General features: G+C 38.0%; 12 protein-coding genes and 1 tRNA gene. 8 read left to right on the top strand and 5 right to left on the bottom strand.

All coding sequences use genetic code 11. The features are described from left to right. The first annotated feature begins 36 nt into the window (after positions 1 to 36). From ABXT44_RS03710 to oppF, 8 genes are all read left to right on the top strand, one after another. The gene (locus ABXT44_RS03710; protein ID WP_416653297.1) at positions 37 to 315 is read left to right on the top strand and encodes an HU family DNA-binding protein; all 279 of its coding nucleotides are present in this window, start codon (positions 37 to 39) and stop codon (positions 313 to 315) included. Between the two features lie 51 nt (positions 316 to 366). Further along, positions 367 to 442, top strand: a tRNA-Lys gene (locus tag ABXT44_RS03715). Positions 443 to 726: 284 nt separating this feature from the next. After that, positions 727 to 960 carry a hypothetical protein gene (locus ABXT44_RS03720; protein ID WP_416688194.1) on the top strand — a complete coding sequence of 78 codons (234 nt, stop codon included), beginning with the start codon at positions 727 to 729 and terminating at the stop codon, positions 958 to 960. A gap of 114 nt (positions 961 to 1,074) precedes the next feature. Further along, a complete protein-coding gene (locus ABXT44_RS03725) occupies positions 1,075 to 2,700 on the top strand; it encodes a peptide ABC transporter substrate-binding protein (RefSeq protein ID WP_416688196.1) in 1,626 nt (541 codons plus the stop codon). Between the two features lie 100 nt (positions 2,701 to 2,800). After that, the gene (gene oppB, locus ABXT44_RS03730) at positions 2,801 to 3,724 is read left to right on the top strand and encodes an oligopeptide ABC transporter permease OppB (protein ID WP_416688198.1); all 924 of its coding nucleotides are present in this window, start codon (positions 2,801 to 2,803) and stop codon (positions 3,722 to 3,724) included. 3 nt (positions 3,725 to 3,727) lie between these two features. After that, on the top strand, positions 3,728 to 4,654 hold the full coding sequence (locus ABXT44_RS03735; protein WP_416688200.1) for an ABC transporter permease subunit: 927 nt from the start codon (positions 3,728 to 3,730) through the stop codon (positions 4,652 to 4,654). 6 nt (positions 4,655 to 4,660) lie between these two features. Next, on the top strand, positions 4,661 to 5,629 hold the full coding sequence (locus tag ABXT44_RS03740; RefSeq protein ID WP_416688202.1) for an oligopeptide/dipeptide ABC transporter ATP-binding protein: 969 nt from the start codon (positions 4,661 to 4,663) through the stop codon (positions 5,627 to 5,629). After that, the gene (gene oppF / locus ABXT44_RS03745; protein WP_416688204.1) at positions 5,626 to 6,612 is read left to right on the top strand and encodes a murein tripeptide/oligopeptide ABC transporter ATP binding protein OppF; all 987 of its coding nucleotides are present in this window, start codon (positions 5,626 to 5,628) and stop codon (positions 6,610 to 6,612) included. The genes ABXT44_RS03740 and oppF overlap by 4 nt, the downstream gene beginning before the upstream one ends. Before the next feature lie 150 nt (positions 6,613 to 6,762). On the opposite strand, the gene ABXT44_RS03750 is transcribed toward oppF, so the two are convergent. From ABXT44_RS03750 to ABXT44_RS03770, 5 genes are all read right to left on the bottom strand, one after another. Next, positions 6,763 to 7,332, bottom strand: a complete 570-nt coding sequence (locus tag ABXT44_RS03750) for a phosphoribosyltransferase family protein (RefSeq protein ID WP_271556279.1) — start codon at positions 7,330 to 7,332, stop codon at positions 6,763 to 6,765. Between the two features lie 123 nt (positions 7,333 to 7,455). Continuing rightward, a complete protein-coding gene (gene add, locus ABXT44_RS03755; RefSeq protein ID WP_416688205.1) occupies positions 7,456 to 8,442 on the bottom strand; it encodes an adenosine deaminase in 987 nt (328 codons plus the stop codon). 5 nt (positions 8,443 to 8,447) lie between these two features. Continuing rightward, the gene (locus ABXT44_RS03760; protein ID WP_416688207.1) at positions 8,448 to 9,662 is read right to left on the bottom strand and encodes a phosphopentomutase; all 1,215 of its coding nucleotides are present in this window, start codon (positions 9,660 to 9,662) and stop codon (positions 8,448 to 8,450) included. Positions 9,663 to 9,673: 11 nt separating this feature from the next. Continuing rightward, complete coding sequence (gene deoA / locus ABXT44_RS03765) at positions 9,674 to 11,011, bottom strand: thymidine phosphorylase (RefSeq protein WP_416688209.1); 1,338 nt, start codon at positions 11,009 to 11,011, stop codon at positions 9,674 to 9,676. 3 nt (positions 11,012 to 11,014) lie between these two features. Further along, positions 11,015 to 13,378, bottom strand: coding sequence for an aldehyde dehydrogenase family protein (locus tag ABXT44_RS03770; RefSeq protein WP_416688211.1), 2,364 nt, complete (start codon positions 13,376 to 13,378; stop codon positions 11,015 to 11,017). Between the last annotated feature and the right edge of the window lie 7 nt (positions 13,379 to 13,385).

Consider the following 13,385-nt stretch of genomic DNA (forward strand, 5'->3'; position numbering starts at 1 on the left):
TTAAAGCTGCTATGCCAAGGTATAGCAGCTAATTATATGAAAAAAATCGACCTTATTGATGTAATATCTAAAGAAACTAGAATTACACGCTCAGAAGCAAAACAATCTGTTGAAATTATCCTTGAAGAAATTAGCTTAGCAGTAATTTCTGGTAAAGGCGTTGAAGTAAGAGGTTTTGGTGGTTTTCAAAAACGTCATCGTAAAGGCAGAATGGGCATTAATCCAAAGACTGGCGAAAAGACTGAAGTTTCTGAAAAATTTGTTCCTTTTTTTAAGCCTGGAAAACTTCTCAAAGAGGCTGTTAATAAAGGCTAATTTACGATTGATTAATGAACATTAGTTCAGTATAATTTCTCGTTTTTATATGGGGCGTTAGCTCAGTTGGTAGAGCATCGGACTTTTAATCCGCTGGTCGAGCGTTCAAGTCGCTCACGCCCCACCATATTCTTAAAAGCTTGCAGTATTGCAGGCTTTTTTGTTTTCTAAGGTCTTAGATTGAATGGAAATTTTGAGAAAATATAGAAAATTTCTATGATTAAGATATAAATGTTCAAAAACCAACTACTATTAATCTTTAGATAACCAATGTTATTAAATCATTTAGCTCTATGGGGATACCTATGTTTTTTTGTTTGTACTTCAATCTTTCTTTGGATTAAGTGTCGAAAGATTGGAGCGCCATTACTAATCCTGATTATTGTTATATCATTTATATATTCTTTTGGAATGGCTAAACATTCAATTCTTGGATCAATGAGGCTTAATTCCATTCCAAAAGTCATGAATTTAGAAGCTGATTCTAAATCTATTAGTAGGGGTGAAGTAATCCTAGATTCACTTAAAAGCTGGAATAAGATACTTAGAGGAAAAAAACCTATTTATATAACTTCAGGTGGATCTCAAATTTCAGTGGATCCAATTGGTGATGAAAAAGCTATAAAACTTTTTAAACGTTTCTGATAGAGAAATAATTCATAAAAAATCTCAATATTAATAAAAATAAGTATAAACTTTCATTAGTCCTCATTTCATTATGACGGATTTTTAATTTTTTTAATATTAAGGAGAAAAAATATGAATTATTTGCCTAAGTCATTGGCAGTGGGATTTGTATTGGCGTCTTTTGCTTCAGCCTCAGTGCTTGCAGTAACTCACCCAGTAACAGGCGAAACCCTAGCTGATGATCAGACATTTACATATAGTTTGTTAGATGAATTTAGTTCAGCTGACCCTCAAATCGTTGAGGATGTCTCAGGAGCTGATATTGTTCGTGACCTTTTTGAAGGCCTGATGAATCAAGATGCAGATGGAAATCTTGTCCCAGGTGTTGCGACTGGCTTTACAACAAATGATGCAAAAGATGTCTATACATTCACGCTTCGTGACAATGCAATGTGGTCAGATGGTAACCCAGTTACCGCGCACGACTTTGTATACTCATGGAGACGTTTAGCAGATCCTGCTACAGCCTCACCTTACTCATGGTTTGCTGAAATTATGGCTATTGAAAATGTCGGAGCTGTATTATCTGGCGATGCTTCACCTGAAACTCTTGGAGTTACTGCTCTAGATAATCATACTCTTGAGGTTCGTTTAACAGCTTCATTGCCATATTTTGCTGCAATGACTACGCATAGCTCAACTTTTCCAAGTCCTGAGTGGATAGTTAGAACATCTGGTAATGATTGGACTAAGCCTGAAAATATTGTATCTAATGGTGCATATATTTTAACTGAGCATATTCCTAATGAGCGTTCAGTACGTGAGCGTAACACTATGTATTGGAATAACGATGCAACAATTATTGATAAGGTTGTTGGATTAGTTATAAATGATGAGAATACAGATTTGACTCGTTATTTAGCTAATGAACTTGACAAAGGAACTGTGCCTTCAGGTCAGTATATTCGCCTGAAACAGGACTATCCTAATCAAGCAACTTCTTTTCCAAGACTTTGTAACTACTACATGACTTTTAATATGTCACCTAGTGGTCCTGAAGCATTTAAAGATGTGCGTGTTCGTCATGCTCTAGCCTATGCTATAGATCGCTCAGTTATTACTGAAAAAATCTTACAAGCTGGACAAATCAACGCATTCACATTTACTCCTGGAGCGACAGCTGGATTTGACGTTCCTTCAGTTGCATTTGGTCGTATGACTCAAGATGAGAGAAACGCTAAAGCAGTTAAATTGTTAAATGAAGCTGGTTATGGACCAAGTAATCCTTTGAAGTTTGAGTATTTATATAACACTTCTGAAGGCCATAAGAAGATTGCAATTGCAGCCCAGCAAATGTGGAAAGAAACACTTGGTGTTGAAGCTACTCTTGCTAATCAAGAATGGAAAACTTTCCTTAAAACTCGTGGCGGCCAAGGTTTTGAACTTGCACGTGGAGCTTGGTGTGGTGACTACAATGAAGCGTCTACTTTCTTAGACCTTCTAACTACTCCTTCTGGTTACAATGATGGAAAGTATAGTAATGCTGAAGTAGATCAGCTTATGTTAGATGCAAGGACTATGTCTGACGCATCAGGTAACTACACGCGTATTGAGGAGATCCTAGCAAATGAAATGCCAGTGATTCCTATTTATCATTACGCTGGTGTATTTATGCTTAAGACTAACGTAAAAGGTTGGCCTTATAACAACGTTGAACAAAACGTATATTCTCGCAATTTGTATAAGATTGCGCAGTAATAGTTAGTTTGATTCTAAGAGCACCGCACAGATATTGTGCGGTGCTTTTTTATTTGTACGGTACAATAATTTATTAAATTTTTTCTAGTCAATTTCGGATATGATCAACTACATAGTTAAGCGAATTGGAATTGCTATTCCGACTCTGCTTGTTCTTATTGCGGTTAGTTTTTACTTAATGCATGCAGCTCCTGGTGGGCCATTTACATCGGAAAGACCACTGCCACCGCAAGTACTTGCAAATATTGAGGCAAAATATGGCCTAGATCAGCCAATTTGGCGACAGATGTTTAGTTATCTATGGGGAGTTTTAACTGAATTTGATTTTGGACCCTCCTACAAATATCATGACAGAAGTGTAAACGAAATTATTGCACAAGGTTTTCCAATTACTTTGAAATACGGTTTTTGGTCATTTATTGTTGCTGTTGGAGTTGGCATACCATTAGGCGCAATTGCTGCAATACGTAAAAATACTTGGATTGATTACTTAGCAGTAGGAGTATCAATTGGCGCGCAAGTGCTCCCAAATTTTGTGATGGCACCATTACTAATTATCGTCTTTACTTTATGGCTTGATTGGCTACCTGGCGGCGGCTGGAATGGAGGATCGTGGCAGTACCTTATAATGCCAGTCATTGCGCTTTCAACGAGCTATATGGCATCTATTGCTCGAATAACTCGCTCATCTATGCTTGAGGTTCTAAATACGAATTACATTAGAACAGCAAAATCTAAAGGACTTCCAACAAAAATAATATTCTTCCATCATGTGTTAAAGCCCTCCCTTCTTCCAGTAATTTCATACCTTGGCCCAGCATTTGTTGGATTAATAACAGGATCTGTAATCATTGATATGTATTTTTCAACTGGTGGCATGGGCTACTTTTTTGTTAATTCAGCTTTTAATAGGGACTACTCAGTAATGATGGGAATAACTATTGTAGTTGGCGGCCTTACAATTTTATTTAGCTTAATCGCAGATCTTTTGTACGCTTGGGTTGATCCTAAGATTAGATACTAAAAAATGATTGCAATAAATAAAAATAAGATAAAAAAGATGGCGGATAATCTTTCTGATTCTGGAACTGGCCGTTCATTATGGAAGGACGCACGAATAAGATTTATGCAAAACAAGGCTGCAACAGTTAGCCTATTTATTCTTGCAGCGATAGTGCTCTTTTCGTTTATTGGACCATATTTTGCTGTTTGGAGCTATGAGAAAATTGACTGGAATGCAATGGGCTCTGCAGCCAGAGTTGGAATGCCATCAATTGAAAGTGGACATTTTTTTGGGACCGATGATCTGGGTCGAGATTTGTATTCGAGAGTAATACAAGGAACACAAATCTCACTAATGGTTGGCTTCTTAGGGGCAACAGTAGCTGTTTTTGTGGGCACCTTATACGGTGCTACCTCTGGATATTTAGGGGGTAAGACTGATCAAATAATGATGCGTATTGTTGACATATTGATGTCAATTCCGTACATGTTTGTTTTAATACTTTTGCTAGTTGTATTTGGCCGCTCAATTGGAATGCTTTTTATAGGAATTGGCCTGCTATCTTGGTTAGATATGAGCCGAATTGTTAGGGGCCAAACCCTTAATCTTAAAAATAAAGAATTTATTGAAGCTGCAAGGGTAACCGGGGTTAGTGACTTTAAAATTATAACGCGTCATATTGTTCCTAACCTTCTAGGTATTGTTGCAGTATATGCGACTTTATTAGTGCCTGGAATAATATTAGCAGAAAGTTTTATATCCTTTTTGGGTCTGGGAGTGCAGGAGCCATTAACAAGTTGGGGCGCTTTAATTAAAGAAGGTGCTGGAACAATTCGCTACGATACTGAATGGCAACTTCTATTTCCGTTAGCATTTTTTGTTGTCAGCTTATTCTGCTTTTATTTTATTGGTGATGGCTTGCGCGATGCACTTGACCCAAAGGATCGATAAACTACTATGAGCTTTTTAGAAGTTAACAATTTAAAAGTAGAGTTTGATACTGCGGATGGCATAGTAAGTGCAGTTAACAATGTTAGCTTTTCACTTGATGAGGGAAAAATTTTAGCGATAGTTGGTGAATCTGGAAGTGGAAAAAGCCAAACTGTTTTTGCTATGAATGGCCTCCTCGATCACAATGGCAGGGCAAGTGGTAGCGTTAAATTTGAAGGCAAAGAGATACTTAACCTTCCTAGCAGAGAGCTCAACCTTATTCGGGCTCAAAAAATTGCAATGATTTTTCAAGATCCAATGACCAGTCTTAATCCCTATGTAAGAGTTTCAGAGCAAATGGCTGAAGTACTTGTTCACCATCAAGGAGTCTCAAAGTCGGATGCTATTCAACAATCAATCAATATGCTCGATGCTGTTAAAATTCCAGATGCTAAAAATCGCATAAGGATGTATCCACATGAGTTTTCAGGTGGAATGCGCCAGCGCGTTATGATTGCAATGTCTCTACTTTGTCATCCTAAGCTTCTAATCGCTGATGAACCAACGACTGCTTTAGACGTTACTGTGCAGGCTCAAATTATGCAATTGCTAGCTGATATTCAAAAAGAATTTAGCATGTCAATTATTTTAATTACTCATGATCTTGGAGTTGTAGCTGGAAATAGTGATGAGATGCTTGTTATGTACGGAGGAGAAGTAATGGAGATAGGTAAAACAGAGCATCTCTACTCTAATGCTACGCACCCTTACACTCAAGGCTTGATGAGCGCGGTGCCAAGGCTTGATGACTCAGCAGATAGATTAGTGACAATTCCTGGAAACCCTCCAAACATGATGCTAACGCCAGTTGGCTGTCCATTTTCACCGCGCTGTAAGTTTGCAAATACCACATGCTCCTCGCAAACTCCTATCCTAACTAAAGTTAATGATGATCACTATAGAGCTTGTCACGTTGCCATAGAGGACACATTATGAGTGAGCATACAATTCTTCAGGTTCAGAATTTAAAAGTAAATTTTGATGTTTCCTCCGAAGGGGATATGCTATGGACTAAGGCCAAGAAATTACAGGCAGTAAATAACGTTTCGTTTGATTTAAATTCAGGTGAAACCCTTGGCGTAGTAGGGGAGTCAGGTTGTGGAAAGTCTACTTTGGCGAGAGCAATTGTTAAAATGGTGCCCGCTGATTCAGGAAAAGTAATTTGGTTTGGGAATGACTTGTTAACTCTAAACAAGTCTGAAATGAGGCAGCATCGTAAACAAATTCAAATGATTTTTCAAGACCCTCTTGCAAGTCTAAATCCTAGAATGAATATTGGTGAAATTATTGCAGAGCCATTAAGAACACATTACCCTAAAACACCAGAGTCCGATATAAAGGAGAGAGTTAAAGACGTAATGAATAAAGTTGGTTTATTGGATAATTTAGTGAATCGTTACCCTCATGAGTTTTCGGGTGGACAGTGTCAGCGAATTGGTATTGCAAGAGCTTTAATTTTAAAACCAAAGCTTATTATCTGTGACGAGCCAGTGTCTGCACTTGACGTCTCAATTCAAGCTCAAGTCGTTAATCTCTTGATGGATTTGCAAGAAGAAATGGATTTAACTTTAATTTTTATTGCCCATGATTTAAGTATTGTCAAGCACATCAGTACTAAGATTATGGTTCTTTATTTAGGCAATATGGTTGAACTTGCAAACAGTGATGATATTTATACTAAGCCAAGACATCCTTACACCCAGGCTCTTATCTCTGCAGTTCCTATTCCTGACCCAAGTATTGAGAAAAGTAAAAAAATAATATTAATAGAAGGTGACTTACCATCACCAGTAGACCCACCCTCAGGTTGTGTTTTTAGAACAAGGTGTCAAAAAGCTCAAGATATTTGTGCAATAGAAAAGCCTGAGTTTAAAGAGGTATCAAGCAATCATGAGGTTGCTTGTCATTTTCATGATTAAGTTTCTTAAAAAACGAATTAAAAATAAGTGGATGCTTATTATTTTGCCTTTTCTATTTTTTCTAATAAAGGGCTTAATATGGCTTGCCATATTTTATGGGTTATGGGACGTTATTAAATCGACCTTCTAAATTTTGATACCTTGGAAGATTTACTTAACTTTAACGTGCGATAAGATTTCTTTCATATCTTTCTTATTTTCAAAGATTTCTTGTTCTGAAAGTCCATCCATCTCATGAGGAAAGACTAGCCAATCATCAGTCTCATGGATATAGTAATCTGGCACAGTATCTATTATATTTCTTAAAGGCTTGTACCAAGGCATAGCCATGCGAATATCATGCGGTATATTTTTTCTAGATTTTTCATTCAGAGTATCTAAGATCGCTTTAATACTTCTACCCGAGTCAAAGACATCATCAACAATAAGAAGCTTGTCTTCAGCATTCATATGACTGATTAGATAGTCGATACCATGAACCCTAACCTCTTTTGCTTGTTTATTAATGCCGTAGTATGATGAAGTTCGAATTGCAATATGATCAGATTCATTACCCAAATACCCAAGAATCTCTTGAATGGCTATACCAACTGGCGTTCCACCTCGCCAAACTCCAACAATAAAGTCAGGTTTGAAACCACTATTGTGTATTTGAACTCCCAATCTAAAAGAGTCAAGTAGCAACTCGTCAGCTGTGATGTATTTTTTTGATAGAGACATTTTTTTATTAGTTATTATTTAAATAATGTGACTTGAATGAATTATAAAGCATCTTTCTTATTTGAAATTTTATAGAGGTTTCGTCATTTATATTTATAGAATTCTATTTTTTCTTAATTAAGACTATGAAATTTTACTAAGAAGGTGTAGCTTTGTCTCAGGGTCTGCAAAAGAAGCGTTAATAGCCATTATTGAGATAGATTTAAGGCGGTTAATTTCAAAGCCAAGTTGATCAGCGCATCCTTGATATTCTTGACCAACACTAGTATGAAAAAATGGTGGATCATCTGAATTAAGGCTAACATTTATCCCTTTAGACATAATGAGTTTGATTGGATGACTCTCCCAACTAGGGTATATCGAAAGAGCTAGATTACTTCCAGGACAAATCTCTAAGGCTATATTACGATTTTTTAGTTCATCTAGTAGATGCTCATCTTCCACGCTTCTAACGCCATGACCAATTCTACTAATGGGTAAATAATTTATGGCATCCCAAACACTTTCTGCACCGCATATCTCACCTGCATGAACTGTGCAAGGATAGTTAGCTTTAGCTGCAATATTAAAAGCAGGGGCAAAATCAATTAACTTGAATGCATTTTCATCACCGCCCATACCAAACCCAATAACATAAGGATGAGGGTTATCAACCATTTTTTGTGCAACATCAACCCCTTTTTGAGGTCCTAAATGCCGTACGCAAGTTACAATAATTCGCCCAATAATACCGAAATCTAACTGCGCATCATCTATTCCTTTTGCGCACCCACTAATCAAGTCATTATAGCTAATACCACAATCGCTAGCGTGATCAGGGGATATAAAAGTTTCAGCATATATTACATTTTCAGACGCACAATCTTTAAGATATTCATACATAATATCCCTGTAATCATTAGCATTTTTAAGGCATGAACTTACTGAGTCATAAGCGTTAAGAAAGCTTGGAAAGTCAGTCCAGGCATAACCGCCATCTTCATCAAATATATTTTCATCAAAATCAACGTTATTACGTTTGGCAATTTCATGAAATAATTTAGGATTAATAGTTCCTTCTAAGTGGCTATGAAGCTCAACTTTGGGAAGCTTTTGAATTTGATCTTGCATAATAATTAACTTAAGTTACAAGCTTTACCATGAAGTAAAGGCTCTATTTCAAGGTGTTGAGCAATAGTTTGTCCCATATCGCAGAAGCTTTCTCGCTCCCCTAAGTTATTGTTCTTTATTGATTTTCCATAAAAAACAACTGGAACATGTTCACGGGTGTGATCATTACCAGGCCATGTAGGGTCGCAGCCATGATCTGCTGTTATTAGCACTAGATCATTGCTGGTTAGTTGCGCCTCAATTTCAGGTAATCGGGCATCAAATTGCTCGAGTGCTAGAGCGTAACCTGCAACGTCACGTCGATGACCAAATTTGGTATCAAAATCAACTAGATTTACAAAGATTAGTCCTTCATTAACTTTTTTCATTTCAGATAATAATTGATCAACCAAGCCCATGTTATTAGCTGCCTTAACGGTATAGCTGACTCCTTGGTTAGAAAAAATATCTCCAATTTTTCCAACTGAGATAACATCTCCACCACCATCTTGAATGTTGTCTAACAGTGTTGGGCCATTGGGCGGCGTTGTAAGGTCTTTTCGATTAGCACTTCGCTCAAAGCCATCTTTAGAGTTCCCAGTAAATGGCCTTGCGATTACTCTTGTAATTTCTAGTGGATCAACCAAGCGTTTTGCGATGGTGCATAATTCATAAAGCCTATCTAATCCAAAATGCTCTTCATGGGCAGCAATTTGAAATACTGAGTCAGCCGAGGTATAACAAATAGGAAATCCACTATCTATATGCTCTTGACCAAACTCTTCAATTACTTGAGTACCTGATGCATGTTTGTTTGCAAGTGTCCCTCCTATTTTTCCTTCCTCTATAAGGCTAAGAAGGAGTGATTCAGGAAAGCAGTTTTCAGTTTTTGGAAATGTTCCCCATTCAAAAGGAACTGGCAGACCACAAATCTCCCAGTGACCACTCGGGGTGTCCTTGCCTGCGCTAACTTCTTTCGCATAACCAAAAGCGCCCTGAGGCTCAACTCGAGAAATTGGTAAGGGCTTTTTACGGCTTGCAATTGCAGCCTCCCCTAAACCCCATCGAATCAAGTTAGGAATAACTAGGGGGCCATTTCGCTCAGAATTATTAGCGCTATCAGAATCACAAGACTCAATAATATGACCTAAAGTGTCCGCCCCTGTATCACCGTAAAGATGCGAGTCCTTAGTTGAACCTAAACCCAAAGAATCTAAAACTAAAATAATTGATCTTTTCATCTATAAACCTTCTAATTTGAGCCTAGTATTTCATGAATTAGGGTTGGCGGCTCTATATGTTTAGCTCCTAATGAAATAAATCCAGGAATAGTTTCTTGGAGATAGCTCAATTGTTCTTTATCTCGCATATGTGCAATTGCAAGTGGCTCACCTTTATCAATCCATTGACCGATTTCAACAATATCACTTAATCCAACGCCATGATCTATTGGGTCACTAGATTTAGTTCTGCCAGCTTTCAAATGTATCATACTAAGACCAATAGCGCGCGCATCCATTTCCAAAACATATCCAGAAGAGTTTGCTGCTATAGGTCTAATAATGGGCATAGGGACTAAGTGTTTATGAGACTTTTCTAATAAATCACTTGGCCCACCAAGAGCAGAAATCATTTGTTCAAATATTGCAGCTGCCTTGCCAGACGATAGCGCATCTTGAGATTTCACTCGAGCAGTCTCAAGGTCACTTTCAATTCCACTTAGCTGCAACATATGAGCTGCTAATTCAATGGTAAGCTCAAATAGTCTAAGATTAGCATTTTCAGGTTTGATTAAAAAATTTATACACTCTTTGACTTCTATAGCATTACCTACACTATGACCAAGAACCTGACTCATATCTGTGATTAAACAGCTAGTTGGCACGCCAGATTTACTTGATACATTGGCAATACTTTGGGCTAATTCTTGCGCCATTGAATAGTTTGCAGCAAATGCACCATTACCAGTTTTAATGTCCATTACAAGGGCATCAAGTCCAGAGGCTAGTTTTTTTGATAAAATTGACGCGGTAATAAGGTCAATTGACTCAACTGTTGCGGTGACGTCTCTAGTAGCATAAAAACGCTGGTCTGCTGGAGCAAGTTTGGTAGTTTGCCCAATAATAGCGCAGCCAACTTCCTTAACAAGCATTCTAAATTTTGTATTATCAGGAGTTCCATTATATCCTGGAATGCTTTCAAGTTTATCTAGTGTGCCACCCGTATGTCCCAAGCCGCGACCAGAAATCATTGGCACATAGCCTCCACAAGCAGCAACTATTGGAGCCAATATTAAACTTATCTTGTCTCCTACACCGCCAGTTGAATGCTTATCTACTACTGGACCATCTAAGTTAAGGTCTTGCCACTGAAGCGTATCTCCTGAGTGCATCATGTGCTGAGTTAAACTAACGCGCTCATCCATAGTCATGCCACATTTAAAAACTGCCATTGCAAATGCGCCTAACTGAGCATCCGTCAAACTGCCATCAGTAATTCCTTGAACTAAAAAACCAATTTCATGGTCATTCAGTATAAGGCCATCACGTTTTTTTCTAATTAGTTCTTGAGGAAGGAATAATGCGCTCATAAATTAGTCACCGTATGGAGTCCAAATATTTTTCACTTCAGTTGCATTTCTAAGGAATTCTAAGCTTTCACCCTGATCAGGATTAAGCCAATCTCGATCACTATCTTCATGAACCCACAAGCGTTTTAAGTCAATAGCACTAATAGCTTCAATAGAGGCAATAGTCTCTTGATCCGCCCAACACCATGTTCCATCAACTTCTGCATGACCAATAATTTGCTCAGCAAGCTCACGCTTATTACCGCTAACTATATTTACAACGCCAGCTGGTACATCTGAAGTTTCAATTGTTTGTACTAACTCCAAGGCAACACTTGGAAATCGTTCACTAGGAATTAAAACAACTCGGTTTCCCATAGCTATTGCTGGGGCAACTAAAGAGATTGATGTAAGTAATGGAAGCTCTTCAGGAGCAATTTGAGCAAGGATACCTATGGGCTCTGGAAGTGCCATTGTAATGCCCCTATAAGGCGCACTATGAACTGCTCCGTCATACTTATCTGCCCAGGCAGCATAACTAAAGAGTCGACTGATGCTCTCATCAAATTCAGCTTTAGCTTGTTTTTTTGAAACCCCACAAAGAGTTATAAGTCGTTGAATCCATTCAGATTCGCGTACCGATAAATTTTCAGCAAGAAAATAAATAATTTGAGCTCTACCGTGACCGCTTTGAGAGCTCCAGGATGATGCTTTTGAGGCTGCACTTACAGCGTTTCTTACATCCTTTCTGTTACCAGCACCAACGAAAGCTGCATGACTTCCGTCAGCATTGAAAGTTGCAATACTATGACCACTATCTGGCCTTACCTGCTTTCCGCCAATATAAAATTTTAATGTTCGGTCAATAGCATTATTTTTAGGATTTTTAGTAATTAAAGCAGCAGTAGTCTTCTTTGATGACTTTAAACCGTTAGGCTTAAGGTACTCATAAAGACCTTCTTTTCCACCTTCACGGCCAAATCCAGACTCTTTGACGCCGCCAAATCCACAAGACGCATCAAACTGATTATGACAATTAATCCATACAACACCGGCTTTAATTTTAGGAGCAACATCCATTGTGCGATTAATATTTTCACTCCAAATACTTGCCGCTAATCCGTATCTACTATTGTTAGCTAACTCAACGGCCTCGGATTGAGTTCGGAAAGTCATTGAGACTAAAACAGGTCCAAAAATTTCTTCTTGGGCTAACGGGTGACTAGAATCAATATTTGTAATAAGAGTTGGGGGATAGAGGTTACCCTCTGACTCAATATCACATGCCTGATAAATTTCTCCACCATGTTTTAAGCCATCTTTGACCATTTCATTCACTCTATTAAACTGGGTCTTGCTAACTAAACTGCCTAAGTCTATTGATTTATCAAGAGGAGAGCCTAAGCGTAATTGTTTAATTCTTTCTTTAATCCTTAGATGAAGGTCTTCAGCAACTTCAGCCTGAACCAATAATCTTGATCCAGCACAACAAACCTCTCCTTGGTTAAACCAAATTGAATCAACTAAGCCTTCAACTGCAGCATCAAGATCTGCATCTTCAAACACAATAAATGCAGATTTTCCGCCAAGTTCGAGTGTAAGTTTTTTACCTTGTCCAGCTGTACTTTTTCTGATGGACTGACCAACAGCAGTTGAGCCAGTAAATGCAACTTTATCAACGCCTTTATGAGCTGCAAGTTCAGCGCCAATATTTCCATCACCATTGATCATATTGACAACGCCAGGTGGAACTCCTGCCTGCTCGCATAAGTGCGCAAAAAACATTGCTGAAATTGGAGTTTGCTCTGCAGCCTTAAAGACAATAGTATTACCCATTGCAAGAGCTGGAGCAATTTTCCAAGATAACATTAATAGTGGGAAGTTCCATGGAACAATTTGAGCAACAACACCAATTGACTGGTAACTAGAAAACTCTTTGCCTTGAAGTTGTGCCCAGCCAGCATGGTGGTAAAAATGCCTTATTGCAAGAGGTATATCAATATCACGACTTTCACGAATTGGCTTTCCATTATCAAGTGTTTCAAGTACAGATATTAATCTCGAATGTTTTTGTAGTAATCTTGCTAAGGCATAGAGAATTTTAGCTCTTCCATGGCCTCCAAGCAACTCCCACGAGGGCTGAGCTTTTCTAGCAGCTTCTACTGCAAAATCTAGCTGTTCAGAACTTGCAATTTCAATATTGGCTAGTAACTTACCATTTGAGGGATTTAAACTAGCAATTAATTTAGATTTTTTATTAGATATAAATTTTCCATTAATCAGCTGACCAAAGTGGTGATCATTAAGTTTAAGCCACTCATGCGCCTCTTTATCACTTTCGAGAGCTTCGCTATAATCTAGATCTTTGAATGATTTTAAAAGTGTCATTGTTAAG

The organism is Candidatus Pseudothioglobus sp. Uisw_041 (genome assembly GCF_048087625.1).
GTDB lineage: Bacteria > Pseudomonadota > Gammaproteobacteria > PS1 > Pseudothioglobaceae > Pseudothioglobus.